The following is a 15,744-nucleotide window of genomic DNA, read 5'->3' on the forward strand; positions in this document are numbered from 1 at the left end:
AGGACTCGGGATTTCTCGAAACGCGTTTTCGGACCCGCACCGTCATCCCGGGGCGGCGTAGGCGAGCCCGGGATCCAGAACCGCAGGTCGACCTTCAGGTCGGCTCCGTCGACGGCTCTGGATGCCGGGCTCTGCTGCGCAGCCCGGGGATGACGAGGTGGAGCGGGACCGACCGCGATCCATTCGGGGGGGCGTCAGGCCCGCGCCGCCGCGGTTGCCGGCGGTTTCGGCTTTCCCAGGCCGAGCACCAGCGCGCAGCCGGCGGCGGAGAGGATGGCCAGGGGGAGGAGGCCGAGCGGGTAGCTGCCGGTCGCGTCCTTGATCACGCCGAGCAGGTAGGTGCCCAGGAACCCGCCGATGTTGCCGATGGCGTTGATCTGGGCGATGCCGGCGGCGGCTGCGCCCGCCGAGAGCCACTCGGTCGAGAGCGCCCAAAACGGGCCCTTCACCATGTAGGTGCCGGTGACGGCCAGGCACAGGATCAGCATCGTCGGCCAGAGTTGGGTCGTCAGCACCGCGGCGCCGAGGCTGAGCGCAAGCAGCCCGAGCGGCAGCGCCGTATGCCAGGTGCGCTCGCGGCGCCGGTCGGACGAGCGTCCCCACAGGATCATCAGCACCGATGCGATGCCGAAGGGTACCGCGTTCAGGAGCCCGGTCTCCAGGTTGGTGAGGCCGAAGGACTTGATGATCTGCGGCTGCCAGAGCGACAGGCACTGGCTCGCCCCCGAGGCGCCGGCATAGATCAGCGAGGCGGCAAGCACGTAGCGGTTGGTCATCACCTGCCGCAGCGAGAGGTGGCCGGCGGGCCGGGCCGCGCCCTCGACCACCGAGGCCCGCTCGTCGGCCAGGCGCCCCGTGAGCCAGGCGCGCTGCTGCGGCGTCAGCCAGTTGGCGCGGGCCGGGCCGTCCGGCAGCAGGATGAAGGCGAGGATGCCGAGCACCACCGCCGGCACCGCCTCGATCAGGAACAGCCACTGCCAGCCGCGAAAGCCCAGCATCCCGTCGGTGCCGAGCAGCCACGCCGAGAGCGGCGAGCCGAGGAAGCTCGAGATCGGGATCGCGACCATGAAGATCGCCACGATCCGCCCGCGATAGGCGCGCGGGTACCAGTAGGTCAGGTAGAGGATCACGCCGGGGAAGAACCCGGCCTCGGCGGCTCCGAGCAGCAGCCGCACCGCGTAGAACGAGAACGGCCCGACGACGAAGGCCATCCCCGCCGAGACCAGCCCCCAGGTGATCATGATCCGCGCGATCCAGATCCGGGCGCCGAACCGCTCCATCGCGACGTTGCTCGGCACCTCGCAGAGCACGTAGGACACGTAGAACAACCCGCCGCCGAGGCCGAATTGCGCCGCCGACAGGCCGATGTCCTGGTTCATCTGCAGGGCGGCGAAGCCCGCGTTCACCCGGTCGACGAAGGCGACGAAGTAGGCGAGCATCAGGAACGGCAGGATGCGCCACGTCACCGTGCGCAGTGTGGCGCGCTCGATCGCGCCGATCTCCGTCTGAACCATGGCTTATCGTCCCCGCGCCGTCGGCGCACGCAGCGTTCGGCCATCCCGATCGGCCTGGCCAGAGCCGATCACGACACCGCCGTCCATCTGTCGGCCGCCGCCCGACGCATGGCAACGTTCCGCCCGCCACCTCGTTGTCGCGACGACCGCTCAGCTCCAAGGACGCGCAAGGCGATGGCGACGAGCCTCGACGCATTAACCCCTGCCCTCCCCGGGCGCCGGGAGGTGATCGACACGGCGGCCGGCCGGGTCGGCTTCTACGCTTCGTCCGAGGCCGAGGGCGTGCCGCTGCTGCTGATCCACTCGATCAACGCCGCCGCCAACGCCTACGAGGTCCGCCCGCTCTACCTGCACGCGCAAGGCGTCCGCCCGGTCTACGCCCTCGACCTCCCGGGCTTCGGCTTCTCCGAGCGGTCGCGCCGCCTCTACGATCCGCGCCTGATGGTGGACGCGATCCACGCCGTCGCCGCCGAGATCGCCGGGCGGCACGGCGGCGTCCGCGTCGACGCGATCGCGGTGTCGCTCTCGGCCACCTACCTCGCCCGCGCCGTGGTCGAGCGGCCCGAGGTCTACCGCGCGATCGGCCTGATCAGCCCGACCGGGTTCGACCGGCGACTCGCCGGGCGCGGGCCGGCGGGCGGCGACCGCGGCAGCCCGCGCGTCCGCAGGATCGTCGACTCGGCCGTCCTCGGGCCGGCGTTGTTCGCCCTCCTCGTCAGCCGCCCGAGCATGCGCTTCTTCCTGCGCAAGACCTTTGGCTCGAAGCGGATCGACGAAGGGCTGTTCGCCTACGATCACCTGTCGGCCCACCAGCCGGGCGCGCGGCACGCACCGTACTGCTTCGTGGCCGGCTACCTGTTCCCCACCGACGCCACCACGCTCTACGAGGCGCTGACGCTCCCGGTGCTGATGCTCCACGGCAGCCGCGGCGACTTCGTCGACTTCCGCGATGCGCCGCGTTTCGCCGGCCGGCCGAACTGGACGATCCGCGCCCTGCCCACCGGCGCCTTCCCGCATTTCGAGGACCCGGCGACGGTGACGGGCGCCTTCGATGCATTCTTCGCCGGCCTCGCTTGACCGGGCGCCGCGCTCAGCTGACCCGCCAGCGCGATTCGAACCCGGCGAGCCGCGCAGCACCGAGGGTGGCGCGCTCCACGCACTCGGCCGGGACCCGGCGCCACGCCGGGGGCCTGCGGAAGTCGAAACGGCGCATGGTCTCGCGCATCAGGAGCGCGATCTGCGCTTCGGCCTCTGCCGGGATCGGCCGGCCGGCCCACTCGTTCGGCGCCCGCGCGGGCGCCGCAGCGACGACCCGATCCCATGGCAGGCCCCAGGCCAGCTCGGCGAAGCGCGCGCAGGTGGCGGCGAAGCGGTCGGCGAGTTCCTCGGCAAGTTCCGGCGCGTCGCCGCGGAACGGCTCGGGATCGAGGCCGCGCGACCACGCCGCCTGATCGAGGACGTGACCGATGCGGCGCGGGTGGCCGTCCACCTGCCGGTGGACCCTGAGGCTCCGCAGCCGGCGCGAAGCCTCGACGGCGAGCGGCCCGGAACTGCGGTTGGTCACGGTGCCCAGGACCGCGGCGTCCATCATCGGCCCGAGCCGCCCGGCGAGGCCGAGGGCGGCGACGAACCGCTCGACCAGCGTCGCGTCGGAGCGCGCGTCGCGAAGCGGCACGGCGGTGACGGCGCCATCCGTCGCCTGCGCCCACGGGGCGATGAGCGCGCGGTAGTCGAGGCGCCCGGAGCGGCGATGCGCGCGGGCGTATTCGCGGAAGGTCCGCGGCTCCTTCACCAGCTGCGCGCGGTGGGCGTAGGCGGAGTTCAGGAACTCGAACGGCGGCTTCACCGCCATCACGACCTCCATCGCGAAGCCGCGCCGGGCGAACACCTCGGACAGCGTCCGCGGAACGCCGAAGCTCGGCCGCTGCACCGAGAAGTCCTCGTAGGAGAGGATCACGGTGTCGGCGTCGGTGTCGGCGAGCGCCCGATCGAGGCGCGCCAGCATCGTGCGGCGCTCCGCCCTCGGCCGCCGGCCGTCGAGCGCCTCGCCCAACCCCTGGTGGTTGACGTCGGCCCCAGACCGGGCTCCCTCGGGCGCGAGGTCTGGGTAGAGCAGCCCGGCCTCCGCCAGCCTCGGACGCAGAGTGGCCAGCACCAGCTGCAGCGATGTGGACCCCGTCCGGGGCATTCCGATATGGATGATCGCGCGACGCATCGTCGATCGCCTCCTTGTCCTGATCCCTGGCCGTCGCGGACCGTCCGCCCCGGCTGTCCGTCCCCCCAATCCCCCGGTTCCGATGATCGACCTGACGCTCGAGGCCGCCCGCATCATCGTCGCGACCGCCTTGGAGACGGCCCGAACGCGCGGCCTGAAGCCGCTCGCCGTGGTCGTCTATGACGATCGAGGGTCTCTGAAATGTGTCCAGGTGGAGGACGGCGCCTCGCTCCGCCGCGCCGAGATCGCGATGGGCAAGGCCAACGGCGCCCTGGCGCTCGGCCTCGGCTCGCGGGCGATCCATGCCCGGGCGGAGGCCCAGCCCTACTTCGTCGCGGCGGTGAGCCACGTGGTCGGGGCCGCGGCCCTGGTGCCGGTGCCGGGCGGCGTGCTGATCCGTGCTCAGGGCGGCCGCCTGCTCGGCGCCGTCGGCATCTCGGGCGACACGTCGGACAACGACGAGATCTGCGCGCTCGCCGGCATCGAGGCCGCCGGGCTCGTGCCAGAGACCGGCGCCTGAGTCGATGCGCCTGCCGCGCCGTGGCTGGCTTTCCGGCGCGGGCGCCATGCTGCTCGCGGGTACTGCCGGAGCGCGGGCGGCGCCGGACGGCACGTATCGGCGCGGCAACGACGCCGACCCCGAGACCCTCGACCCGCACCGGTCGTCGACCGTGGCCGAGGCGCACATCCTGCGCGACCTCTATGACGGGCTGCTCACCTACGACAACTGCGGCGCCATCATCCCCGGCGCCGCGCAATCCTGGCGCGTGTCGGACGACGGGCTGACCTACACCTTCACCCTGCGCGCGGGCGGGCGTTGGTCGAACGGCGACCCGGTCGAGGCGGAGGCCTTCGTCTACTCCCTGCGCCGCATCCTCGCGCCGGAGACGGCGGCGAAGTACGCCGAGGTGCTGTTCCCGATCCGCAACGCGGCGGCGATCAACCGCGGCGCGATGCCGGCGACGGCGCTCGGCGTCGCCGCGCCCGACCCCCGCACGGTGACGATCGCGCTGGAGGCGCCGACCCCCTACCTCCTCGAACTCCTGACGCACCAGACCGCGCTGCCGGTGCACCGCCCGTCGGTCGAACGCTTCGGCGAGAGCTTCACCCGGCCGGGCAACCTCGTCTCGAACGGACCCTACGCTCTGGTCGACTCGGTGCCGAACGACCGCATCGTGCTCAGGCGCAACCCGCATTTCCACGCGGCGGCCGAGATCGCGATCCCGCAGGTCGCCTTCGTGCCGACGCCGGACCTTTCGAGCGCGGTGCGGCGCTACGATGCGGGCGAGCTGGATTCGCTGGCCGACCTGCCCGGCGACCAGATGGCGTCGCTGCGCCGCCGCTTCGGCGACCAGGTCGTGCTCGGGCCTTCGCTCGGCCTCTACGCGCTGGCGGTGAACACGCGGAAGCCGCCCTTCGACGACATCCGCGTTCGGCGCGCCCTGTCGTTGGCGCTCGACCGCGAATACCTCGCCGAGGCGTTGTGGGGCGGCACCATGAGCCCTGCCTACTCGCTCTGCCCGCCCGGGCTCGACAACTACCGGACGCCCCCGGAGACGGAAGGGCGCACCCGCCTCCCGATCGACAACGAGGAGACGGCCGCCCGCCTGCTCGCGGAGGCGGGCTTCGGGCCGGACCGGCCGCTGCGGGTCGAGTACCGTTTCAACACCAGCGACAACAACCGCAACACCGCCGTCGCGGTCGCCGAGATGTGGCGCGGCCTCGGGATCGAGACCCGGTTCGTCTACACCGACGCCAAGACCCACTTCGCGTATCTGCGCGACGGCGGCGACTTCGACGTCGCGCGGATGTCCTGGATCGCCGACTACTCCGACCCGCAGAACTTCCTGTTCCTGCTCACCACCGGCAACGACGGGATGAACCCCGGGCATTGGTCGAACGCCGAGTACGACGCGCTTCTGGCGAAGGCGGCCGCCGAGCGCGACCTCACCGCCCGCGCCGACCTGCTCTACCGCGCCGAGGCGCTGGTGATGCGCGACCTGCCGTGGATCCCGGTGATGCACACCCGCTCCAAGGCGCTGATCGCGCCGCGCCTGCACGGCTACGTGCCGAACCTGCGCAACGCCGCGCCGACGCGATTCCTGCGGCTCGTCGGATGAGCGGGCGCTTGTCTCGCCTCGGCGCGCGACGGATACACTTCGGCACGACCGGCGGAGACCCTACGGACGACATCGCACGCTCGGCGTCGCTCGGAACAGGTATCTTGGGCGGCCCATCGCGAGACACGGCCTGCGTGAGCAGCAAATTATTTGGAGGGCCGCGGGATGGCTGATCTGACGATCGTCGCTGGCGAAGTTGGGCGTGGCGGCGGAGTTTACGACACGGGGCTATTCTCGCTCCCGGATGGGAGCGTACGCGGGGCCGAGACGATCGTCGAGGTGATCATCCACGGCGGTGTCGACAAGAACCAGAGCCTCGTCGGCCATCTAATCGGTGGGTTGAGGGGCGGTGTCGCCCTGGCCTCGCACCTCGACCTGACGGCCCCGGTAAATCTGGCGGCTGCCGCGATCGGGAGCGGCCTGAACGCACTCGACAACGGACCTCGGCAAAGCGCGCTGATCGAGGTCAAGTTCCTCGATGGGGCGACGTTCGTCGCGATGGCCGATGTCGGCATCTCATCGTTGATGGAGAACGATCGCCGGGTGATCCAGGCAGCCGTGCCCCGTTTGCAATCCATTCCCGTTCAAGCTTCCACGGAGTTGGAAGCTGGTCTTGCAACCCGCGCCGTCGAGGCGGCATCGAGTGCCGTCGGAAGCGCCGGCTCCGCCGTGTCCAGTGCCTTCGGCTTCATCAAGAGCAGGACGCTGGGCTGAAGCGTGGATCCTCTATCCCCACACGTGCCATCGTCCCGCGCATGACCGGCTACGTGCTGCGCCGGCTGCTGCAGGCGATCCCGACGCTGTTCGTGGTGATCGCGCTGAGCTTCTTCCTGATGCGGCTCGCGCCCGGGGGGCCGTTCGACCTGGAGCGGCCGTTGGCGCCTGCGGCCATGGACAACCTGCGCCGGGTCTACGGGCTCGACCAGCCGCTGGCGGTGCAGTTCGGGCGCTACCTCGCGGCCCTGGTCCGGGGCGATCTCGGGCCGTCCTTCTCCTTCCGCGACATGAGCGTCTCCGACCTGTTCGCCCGCGGCCTGCCGGTGTCGATGATCCTCGGCGGCCTGGCGCTTGCCGTCTCGCTCGCGCTCGGCGTCGGCCTCGGCGCGTGGGCGGCGTACCGTCGCGGCGGATGGGTCGACCGTTTGGTCGGGGCGGCCGCCTCGCTCGGCCTGTCGGTGCCGGGCTTCGTCGTCGCGCCGCTGCTGCAGATCGCCTTCGGCCTGTCGCTGCGCTGGCTGCCGGTGAGCGGCTGGGAGGGGGGCGCGCCCTCGCACCTGATCCTGCCGGTGATCACCCTGGCGCTGCCGCAGGCCGGAGGCATCGCCCGGCTCACCCGGGCGTCGATGGCGGAGGCGTTGCGCGCCCAGCACGTGCGGACCATGCGCAGCCTCGGCCTGCCGCCCTGGCGCATCGCCCGGCACGCCCTGCGCGGCGCGCTGCTGCCGGTCGTCGCGATCCTCGGGCCGCTCTCGGCCAGCCTGCTCACCGGCTCGGTGGTGGTCGAGACCATCTTCGGCCTGCCCGGGATCGGCCGCTACTTCGTCGAGGGGGCCTTGAACCGCGACTACACCCTGGTGATGGGGACGGTGGTGCTGGTGGCGGTGCTCGTCGTCGTCCTGAACCTCGTCGCCGACCTCGTCTCGGCGTGGCTCGACCCGCGCCTGCGGCTGCACGCGTGAGCGCGCCGCCCAAGTCGCCGACGCGCCGCGCGATCCTGCGCCTGTCGCGCGACCGTGGCGCGATGGCGGCGCTCGCCGTGCTCGCCCTGATGACGCTCGCCTGCCTGGTCGGCCCGCTGCTCACCGGCCATGCGCCCGCGCGGACCTACCCGGACCTGCGCCAGCTTCCCCCCGGCCTCGCGGCCCAGCCCGACGCGGATCGTCTGCGGCCCGCGCTCGATCGCCTCGCCTTCCGTATCCGCGCGACGGTGGCGGAGGCCGAGAGGACGGGCGACACGCTCCGCCTCGTCCTGGCCTCGGACGCAACGATCGACCCGCGCGGCCTCGTCTACCTGCCGCGCTCAGACCTGTTCGGCGCCCCCCGCGTCGTCGCCAGCGAGGACGACGGGCGGCGCCTCACCGTCGCGGTGCCGGTGCGGAGGCTCCACTTCCTCCTCGGCACCGACGTGCATGGGCGCGACCTCCTCAGCCGCAGCCTCGTGGCCGGCCGCGTCTCGCTGCTGATCGGGCTCACCGCGACGCTGGTCGCGCTTGGCGTCGGCATCCTCTACGGCGCCGTCTCGGGGTTCGCCGGAGGGGCCGTCGACGCCGCGATGATGCGGGTGGTCGACATCCTCTACGCCCTGCCGTTCGTGTTCTTCGTGATCGTGCTGGTGGTGTTCTTCCGCGCGAGCCTCGCCCTGATCCTGGTGGCGATCGGCGCCGTGGAATGGCTCGACATGGCCCGCATCGTCCGCGCCCAGACCCTGGCGCTGCGCCGCCGCGACTTCGTCCGCGCCGCCGAGGCGCTCGGCCTGTCGTCCGCCGCGATCCTGCGGCGGCACATCGTGCCGAACACCCTCGGGCCGGTGACGGTCGCCGCCACCCTGCTGGTGCCGCGGGTGATCCTCCTGGAGAGCTTCCTGTCGTTCCTCGGCCTCGGCGTGCAGGAGCCGGCGACGAGCTGGGGCGTGCTGATCGCGGAAGGCGCGCGCAGCCTCGAATCCGCGCCGCACATGCTCGCCGGGCCGGCGGCGTTCCTGGTTGCGACCCTCGTGGCCCTCAACGTGCTCGGCGACGGGCTGGCCGCCGCGCTCGATCCGCGGGCGGAGGCCTGATCGCGCGGCCTGATCGCAGAGCGTGGCCTCACCGCATCTCGGTATAGGCCGGGTAGACCTGCCGAACCCGTCGCCGCTCCTCAGGGATCGGCATCGCCGGGCGCACGCGCGCCTGCGCCGCCGCCGGCAGGACGATGTTGGTCTCGGCCGGGCGCAGGCGCCAGCGGTCGGAGCCCGACATCGTCACCGGCTGTCGGTCCCGGGCCAGCGTCGCGTCGGCCCCGTGGGTCGGCACGACGGCGAGGCCGGCGAGCGCCGCCGTCGCCAGGATGCCCAGCCGCAGGCAGGGCCCGAGGCGGCGGGCCTGGGAGCGTGCATGAGAGCGTGGGTGGGACGGAGCACGGAACCGCGACGGGGAGCGGACTGTCTTGCGAACGTCGAGGCGAGGCTTCATGGGAGGCATCCACGGTGATGCCGTCATCAAAGCCCGCAACGATGAAAGCTCAGCCGAACCTTTCGCTGGTCTCCGCCGTTCTGAACAGGCGTCTCGAGTCAAGGTAAACACAGTCATGGCGACCAAAGTCGAGACCGCGTCGGGCAAGACGACGCCCGAGCGCGCCCCCATGGGCACGATCGTCGACACGGACATCTCCGCACGACTGGACCGCCTGCCCTGGGGCCGGTTCCACGTCCTCGTCATCGTGGCGCTCGGCATCACCTGGGTGCTCGACGGGCTCGAGGTGACGCTGGCCGGCGCGCTCGTCGGCGCGTTGCGCAAGGCGCCGATGAGCTTCACCGAGTTCGACGTGGGGCTGGCCGCCTCCTCCTACCTGGTCGGCGCGGTTACGGGGGCGCTCGGCTTCGGCTGGCTGACCGACCGCATCGGCCGCAAGAAGCTGTTCTTCATCACGCTGGCCCTCTACCTCGCGGCCACCGCCGCGACGGGCCTGTCGTGGAACGTCTACTCGTTCTGCATCTTCCGCTTCCTCACCGGTGCCGGCATCGGCGGCGAGTACACCGCGATCAACTCGACGATCCAGGAGCTCGTGCCGGCGCGTGTCCGCGGCTGGACCGACCTCGTGATCAACGGGTCGTTCTGGATCGGCGCCGCGCTCGGCTCCTTCCTCTCGATCGTGCTCCTGAAGCCCGAGGTGATCGACCCGGCCTGGGGCTGGCGCGTCGCGTTCTTCACCGGCGGCGCCATCGGCCTCGTGATCCTGCTGCTGCGCACCTGGATCCCCGAGAGCCCGCGCTGGCTCGCGACCCACGGCTACACCGCCGAGGCCGACCGGGTGGTCTCCGGCATCGAGAAGCGCTTCACCGACGAGGGCCATACCCTGCCGCCGGTGGACGAGGGTAAGAGGATGAAGCTGCGCACCCGCGACCACACCCCGCTCTCGGAGGTGTTCGAGACGATGTTCGGCACCTCGCGCAAGCAGACCGTCGTCGGGCTCGCGCTGATGATCGCGCAGGCGTTCTTCTACAACGCGTTGTTCTTCACCTACGCCCTGGTGCTGGAGCGGTTCTACGGCGTGCCCGGCGGCAGCGTCGGCTGGTACCTGCTGCCGTTCGCCCTCGGCTCCTTCCTCGGGCCGCTGCTCCTCGGGCGCCTGTTCGACACGGTCGGCCGCCGGCCGATGATCGCCTTCACCTACGGCATCTCGGCGGTGCTGCTCGCGGGTGCCGGATACCTGTTCAAGATCGAGGTGTTCGGGGCCTGGGCGCAGACCGGCGTGTGGATGGTGGTGTTCTTCTTCGCCTCCGCCGCGGCGAGCGCCGCCTACCTCACCGTCGCCGAGACCTTCCCGCTGGAGATCCGGGCCCTGGCCATCGCCGGCTTCTACGCCATCGGCACCGGCATCGGCGGCGTGTCGGGGCCGCTCCTGTTCGGCTCGCTCGTGGAGACCGGCTCCCGCGAGGCGGTCTTCGGCGGCTATCTCGTCGGGGCCGCGCTGATGGCGGTCGCGGCCATCGTCGGCGGCCTCTTCGGCACGGCGGCCGAGGGACGCTCGCTGGAGGACGTGTCGAAGCCGCTCGCGGCGGCCTGACGGTCCTGTTGCGATGCCATCGCGCGTGGCGCTGGGGTCAGGCCCCCCGGCGCCACACCTGGCCGTGATAGACGAAGGTCTCGCCCTCGCTCGCCAAGGCCGCGAGGCCGGTGAAGGCGGGGTCGTGGACGGTGATGACGCTGGTCGGGATCGCCCGCATCATCGCGGAGAACGGCGCCTTGCGCTCGAACGCCGCGCGGAAGCCGCCCTGCTGCAGGAGCTTGACGATCCGCGGGGCGATGCCGCCGCCGACGTAGACGCCGCCGGTGGCCAGGAAGGTCAACGCGAGGTCGCCGCAGACCCGGCCGAGCAGGCGCCCGAACAGCTCCAACGCTTCCGCCGCATGCGGGTCGGAGGCGTCGAGGCCCGCCTGGGTCACCGCCGCCGGCTCGATCTTCTCCGCCGGCTCGCCTGTCCGGACGTGGCGCACGGCGGCGTGCAGGCGGGCGAGGCCGGGGCCTGAGAGCACCGTCTCGACGGTGACCCGGTCCTCGACCCGCTCCAGGGCGTGCCAGACCTTCTCCTCGAAGGCGTCCGAGGGGCCGAGGTCGGTGTGGCCGGCCTCCGTGGAGACGATCGCGAGGCGGTCCGAATACGGTACCAGGGCCGCGGCGCCGAAGCCGGTGCCCGGCCCGAGCACCACGCGGGCGCCGCCCGGCTCGTGCCCGACCGGCCCCACCAGAGTGAGGTCGTGCGGCGCGATGCCCGCTGCGCCGGCCGCGACCGGCACGTAGTCGTTGACGACAACGGAGGTCTCGAGGTCGAAGTCGGCGCCGATCTTGGCGCCCTCGATCACCCAGTGGGCGTTGGTGAGCTGCACCTTCGGGCCGTCGACCCGGCCGGCGATGGCGAGGATCGCCGAGCGCGGCGCCGGCCCGCCCGCGTGCTTGCCCCCTTGCCCGTCCTTGGCCAGGGCCGCGCGGATGGCGCTCGACGGATCGGGATGGCCCGCCGTCGCCTCGTGCGAGAGCAGGCGCGGCGCCGCGCCCTTCGACTCGACCACCCCGAAGCGGGCGTTCGTGCCGCCGATGTCGCCGACGAGGACCGGAAACGCGAACATGCGGTACCCTTTCCCGATCGACGCGGGGCCGTCCCGGCCGACGCGTCGCTGTCTGTCCGTTCAAAGGAGTCGCCGGCGCGGCTCAAGCCGCCGGCAGCGCGTCCAGATCGATGGTCCCGCCCGCCGCCCAGCCGCCTAGCAAGGCCCGCACCGCGTCCGGGCCGGGCAGGCGCCGTTCGGCCGCGGTCTCGCCGGGTCCGATCCGGATGCCGAGGCCGCCATACGCCGCGACGCTGGCGAAGGCGATCTCGTCGGTGCGGTCGTCGCCGAGGAACACCGCGCGGCGGCCGGCATAGGGGGCGTTCTCGAGGAAGGCGCGGATCGCGTGCGCCTTGGTGGCCGAGGCCGGCACGATCTCGCCGACCGCCTTGCCGAGCTGGAGCCGGTAGCCGCCCGCCAGCTCGGCGGCGATCGCGGTGACCGCCTCCTCCGCCCGCCCGGCATCCGCCGGCGTCGCCAAGCGCCAGTGCACGGCGACCGAGGCGCCCTTGTCCTCGATCAGCACCGCGTCGAGGTCGGCGACCATGGCCCGGAGCCGGGACATGCGTGCACGCAATTCCGGATGGTCCTCCGGGCTACCGCCGGTGAGGACGCCGTCGACCCGGCGCTCGACCCCGTGCAGGCCGGCGACGTCGAAGGCGGCGGGTGCGAGGAAGGCGTCGATCACCGAGACCGGGCGACCGGTGACGATCGCCAGCGCCCCGTCCAGCCGCGCATGAAGCGCCTGCAGCATCGGCACCAGGTCCGGCTCGACGCGAACGAGGTCGGGCCGTGGCGCGATCTCGACCAGCGTGCCGTCGAAATCGAGGAAGAGGGCGATCGGTGTGTCCAACGTCGGCGCTCCAATGTCCGTTCGGGGCTAGCATGTCGCGTGCCTGCGGCAAACGCATTGTCGCGCCGCCCTATCTCTCGGGGACGACGAACGGAGGACGACGCGATGCATCCGACCCCAGCCCCGACGAAGCCCGGCGAGGAGAGCGTCTGGGACTATCCCCGGCCGCCCCGGCTCGAACCGGTCGCCGCGACCCTGAAGGTCGTGCTGGCCGGCCGCACCATCGCCGAGACGCGGGCGGGCTTCCGCGTGCTGGAGACCAGCCATCCGCCGACCTACTACTTCCCGCCGGGCGACGTCGCCGCGGGCGTGCTCGGGCCGGCGCGCCGGGCCGGGATCTGCGAGTGGAAGGGACGCGCCGTGCTGTTCGACGTTCTGGCGGGCGGCGCGACGACCCCTGGCGCGACGACCCCTGGCGCGACGACCCCTGGCGCGACGATCCCGGGCGCAGCTTGGGCCTATCCCGATCCGACGCCGGGCTTCCGTGCGATCGCCGGCTACGTCGCCTTCTATGCCGGCCCGATGGAGGCCTGCTTCGTCGGCGGCGTCCGCGCGGAGCCGCAGCCGGGAGGCTTCTACGGCGGCTGGATCACCCCCGGCGTCGTCGGCCCGTTCAAGGGCGGCCCGGGAAGCATGGGCTGGTGATGCGTTTCAGCCGGGTAGAGAGCTGCGCCGCCGCGCGGCGACCGCTACATCGGGCGTCGGGAGCCGAGGGGCGCATAAGGATTATGGCATGAGCGATGCGATCGACGGCAGGCCGCAGGAGGTGGGCGTGGACCCCGGCCGCCTGGAGCGGATCGACGGCTGGATGCGAGACCTCGTCGCGCAGGGCAAGCTCGCCGGGCTGTCGGTGAGCGTGGCGCGGCGCAGGCGCACGGTGTTCCGGCGCGCCCACGGCCTCGCCGACCTCGCCCGCAAGACGCCGTTCACGGCCGATACGGTGACGCGCATCTACTCGATGACGAAGCCGCTGACCTCAGTCGCGGTGATGCAGCTCTACGAGGAGGGCCGCTTCCAGCTCGACGACCCGGTCTCGCGCTTCCTGCCGGAATTCTCCGAGATGCGGGTCGCGACCGGCGGCAACCGCGCCAAGCTCGAGACCGAGCCGGCCCGCCGCCCGATCACCATCCGCGACCTGCTCACCCACACCGGCGGCCTGACCTACGGCTTCATGGAATCGACCCTGGTCGACGCGCTCTACCGCCAGCAGGGCGCCGACTTCCTGCGGCCGGATGCGAGCCTCGCCGAGGTGGTGGCCACGGTGGCTTCGCTCCCGCTGCTGTCGCAGCCGGGGGAAGCCTGGAACTACAGCGTCTCGACGGACGTGCTCGGCCACCTCGTGGCCGTCGTCTCGGGGCGCGACTTCGCGGATTACCTGCGCGAGGCCGTGATCGCGCCGCTCGGCATGGTCGACACCGACTTCTTCGTGCGTCCCGACAACCTCGGTCGGTTCGCGGCGAACTACGTCTACGATCGCAGCCGCACGCTCACGCTCTACGACGACGCGGTCGAGACCACCTTCGCCAAGCCGCCGGCGATCGCGGGCGGCGGCGGCGGCCTCGTCTCGACGGCCTCGGACTACATGCGCTTCTGCCGGTTCATCCTGAACAGGGGCGAACTCGACGGCGTGCGCCTGCTCGGACGCAAGACGGTCGAGCTGATGACCATGAACCACTTGCCCGGCGACCTCGCGGCAATCGGTACGCCGCGGTTCGCCGAGTCGTCCTACCAAGGTATCGGCTTCGGGCTCGGCTTCTCGGTGATGCTCGATCCGGCCAAGGCCCAGATCGTCGGCACGCCCGGCGAGGTCGCCTGGGGCGGCATGGCCTCGACCGCGTTCTGGATCGACCCGGCCGAGGACCTCGCCGTGGTGCTGCTGACGCAGCTCGTCCCGTCCTCGGCGCTGCCGATCCGCAAGGAACTGCGGGTGCTGACCTACGCCGCTTTGGTCGATTGAGACCTGATCACGTGATCCGCGGTCGCCTTCGATCCGATCGCGCCGCCGAGGCGCGATCGGTTTAGGCCATGGACTATTCGGCGGCGGGGGCGGCCGTGGTGCCGGCCGGGGCCGGCTTCGCGCCGGGCTTCGGCGCGGGGGGCTTGGCCGCGTTCGCGCCGGTCGCGGCGGGCTTGCCGGCCATGTATTCCGGATCGGTGCGCGGACCGCCCGGGCCGTTGGTCGGCCCGGTCATCTGGCCGGCGACCACGTCGGTCACGCGGTTCCAGGTCTGCGACTTGCACAGGAACGCGATCAGGCAGCCGCGGACGGTGAGTTCCTCCGGCGTGTCGGACCAGATCGTCACGTCGTAGGACTTGCCGTCCTCGGAATTGTAGATCTTGCCCTCGTAGTGGGCGTCGGCGTTCGGCTTCAGCCCCATGATGAGCTGGTGGCCGAGCGAGGCGCGGGCCTGCTTGCTCGCGTCGGGGTTCTTGAAGTCGACCCGCGGCTGGCCCTTGTCGTTGAGCGGCACCTTCAGCCACACGACGTAGCCGCACAGGCTCTTGTTGCTCGGGCCGCACTTCTCCACCCGGATGCGGGCGCGCCCGTCCTCGGTGAGCCACGTGCCGCTCGGGTCCGCAGGCGTCGCCGCATGGGCGACGCCGGTCAGCATCGCCAGCGCCATCGCACGTCCGGCCCAGGCGCCGATTCCCGCGCCGATCCGTCGAACCGTCATACCCATTACTCCTTGCCGCGCGCCGGCTGCGTGGCCTTGGCCCGTCGGCGTGCACGATCTCTCAGGCCCGCCAATCCGCTCCGAACATGACGGGATCATGGCCGTGCGGCGGCTCGCAGGGGACGCGCGGCCGATGACGGGGGCGACCCGGACGGCTAAGCCTGCCGTCCATGATCGTTCGCCCGCGCCCCAACCTCTTCGCCATCCTGTTCACCCTGCGTGGCTCGATCCTGCCGCGGGTGGCGCTGAAGGTTCTCGGGCTGACGGCTTTCGCTGCCCTGGTGGTCGCCGTCGAGCAGCGCGTTCCGGACAAGTTTCCGGTGACGGCGGGGATCGGGCCCTTCACCCTGATCGGGCTGGCGCTGTCGATCTTCCTGAGCTTCCGCAACAACGCCTGCTACGAGCGCTGGTGGGAGGCCCGGAAGGCCTGGGGGGCGCTCATCGTCGAGGTGCGCGGCTTGAGCCGGACCCTGGTCGCGCTGCTGCCCGGCGACGCGCGCGCCGGCCTTCGCCGGTCGAGCCTGCGCCGGGTCGTCGGCTTCGGCCACGGCCTGCACGCGCGGC

Annotated in this window: 16 protein-coding genes; 10 read left to right on the top strand and 6 right to left on the bottom strand. The window is 72.0% G+C overall.

Annotation, left to right across the window (positions count from 1 at the left end):
- Window positions 1-194: 194 nt before the first annotated feature.
- Entirely contained in the window at window positions 195-1,514 is a 1,320-nt protein-coding gene (locus FV229_RS12190) for an MFS transporter (protein WP_147752231.1), read from the bottom strand.
- Between the two features lie 174 nt (window positions 1,515-1,688).
- On the opposite strand from FV229_RS12190, the gene FV229_RS12195 reads away from it, so the two are divergent.
- Entirely contained in the window at window positions 1,689-2,591 is a 903-nt protein-coding gene (locus tag FV229_RS12195) for an alpha/beta hydrolase (RefSeq protein ID WP_147752232.1), read from the top strand.
- A gap of 13 nt (window positions 2,592-2,604) precedes the next feature.
- On the opposite strand, the gene FV229_RS12200 is transcribed toward FV229_RS12195, so the two are convergent.
- Window positions 2,605-3,729: a hypothetical protein gene (locus tag FV229_RS12200; RefSeq protein ID WP_147752233.1), complete on the bottom strand. Its 1,125-nt coding sequence runs from the start codon at window positions 3,727-3,729 to the stop codon at window positions 2,605-2,607.
- A gap of 82 nt (window positions 3,730-3,811) precedes the next feature.
- Between FV229_RS12200 and FV229_RS12205 the strand changes: the two genes are divergently transcribed.
- The 5 genes from FV229_RS12205 (at window position 3,812) to FV229_RS12225 (ending at window position 8,625) form a co-directional block, all read left to right on the top strand.
- Window positions 3,812-4,249 (top strand): heme-binding protein, encoded by a 438-nt coding sequence (locus FV229_RS12205; RefSeq protein ID WP_147752234.1) that lies wholly within the window; start codon window positions 3,812-3,814, stop codon window positions 4,247-4,249.
- A gap of 4 nt (window positions 4,250-4,253) precedes the next feature.
- On the top strand, window positions 4,254-5,849 hold the full coding sequence (locus tag FV229_RS12210; RefSeq protein WP_147752235.1) for a peptide ABC transporter substrate-binding protein: 1,596 nt from the start codon (window positions 4,254-4,256) through the stop codon (window positions 5,847-5,849).
- 165 nt (window positions 5,850-6,014) lie between these two features.
- Window positions 6,015-6,563: a hypothetical protein gene (locus FV229_RS12215; protein ID WP_147752236.1), complete on the top strand. Its 549-nt coding sequence runs from the start codon at window positions 6,015-6,017 to the stop codon at window positions 6,561-6,563.
- A 41-nt stretch (window positions 6,564-6,604) separates the two neighbouring features.
- Window positions 6,605-7,528, top strand: coding sequence for an ABC transporter permease subunit (locus FV229_RS12220; protein WP_147752237.1), 924 nt, complete (start codon window positions 6,605-6,607; stop codon window positions 7,526-7,528).
- Entirely contained in the window at window positions 7,525-8,625 is a 1,101-nt protein-coding gene (locus tag FV229_RS12225; RefSeq protein WP_147752238.1) for an ABC transporter permease, read from the top strand. The genes FV229_RS12220 and FV229_RS12225 overlap by 4 nt, the downstream gene beginning before the upstream one ends.
- Before the next feature lie 28 nt (window positions 8,626-8,653).
- Here FV229_RS12225 and FV229_RS12230 read toward each other — a convergent pair whose 3' ends face one another.
- Complete coding sequence (locus FV229_RS12230; RefSeq protein WP_246688162.1) at window positions 8,654-9,019, bottom strand: hypothetical protein; 366 nt, start codon at window positions 9,017-9,019, stop codon at window positions 8,654-8,656.
- A gap of 115 nt (window positions 9,020-9,134) precedes the next feature.
- Between FV229_RS12230 and FV229_RS12235 the strand changes: the two genes are divergently transcribed.
- Window positions 9,135-10,613 carry an MFS transporter gene (locus FV229_RS12235; protein ID WP_147752239.1) on the top strand — a complete coding sequence of 493 codons (1,479 nt, stop codon included), beginning with the start codon at window positions 9,135-9,137 and terminating at the stop codon, window positions 10,611-10,613.
- 37 nt (window positions 10,614-10,650) lie between these two features.
- Here the strand turns inward: FV229_RS12235 and FV229_RS12240 are convergent, their stop codons facing one another.
- Together FV229_RS12240 and otsB are read right to left on the bottom strand one after the other, a co-directional pair.
- Window positions 10,651-11,673 (bottom strand): glucokinase, encoded by a 1,023-nt coding sequence (locus FV229_RS12240; protein ID WP_147752240.1) that lies wholly within the window; start codon window positions 11,671-11,673, stop codon window positions 10,651-10,653.
- Window positions 11,674-11,755: 82 nt separating this feature from the next.
- Complete coding sequence (gene otsB, locus FV229_RS12245; protein ID WP_147752241.1) at window positions 11,756-12,505, bottom strand: trehalose-phosphatase; 750 nt, start codon at window positions 12,503-12,505, stop codon at window positions 11,756-11,758.
- 105 nt (window positions 12,506-12,610) lie between these two features.
- Between otsB and FV229_RS12250 the strand changes: the two genes are divergently transcribed.
- Window positions 12,611-13,150 (top strand): DUF427 domain-containing protein, encoded by a 540-nt coding sequence (locus FV229_RS12250; RefSeq protein ID WP_147752242.1) that lies wholly within the window; start codon window positions 12,611-12,613, stop codon window positions 13,148-13,150.
- A gap of 88 nt (window positions 13,151-13,238) precedes the next feature.
- Entirely contained in the window at window positions 13,239-14,462 is a 1,224-nt protein-coding gene (locus tag FV229_RS12255) for a serine hydrolase domain-containing protein (RefSeq protein WP_147752243.1), read from the top strand.
- Between the two features lie 73 nt (window positions 14,463-14,535).
- On the opposite strand, the gene FV229_RS12260 is transcribed toward FV229_RS12255, so the two are convergent.
- On the bottom strand, window positions 14,536-15,180 hold the full coding sequence (locus tag FV229_RS12260) for a DUF2147 domain-containing protein (RefSeq protein WP_147752244.1): 645 nt from the start codon (window positions 15,178-15,180) through the stop codon (window positions 14,536-14,538).
- A gap of 170 nt (window positions 15,181-15,350) precedes the next feature.
- Here FV229_RS12260 and FV229_RS12265 point away from each other — a divergent pair.
- Window positions 15,351-15,744, top strand: a 394-nt coding sequence (locus FV229_RS12265; protein WP_147752245.1) for a bestrophin, incomplete at its 3' end; no start/stop codon positions are given.

The organism is Methylobacterium sp. WL120 (genome assembly GCF_008039465.1).
Classification (GTDB): Bacteria; Pseudomonadota; Alphaproteobacteria; order Rhizobiales; family Beijerinckiaceae; genus Methylobacterium; species Methylobacterium cerastii.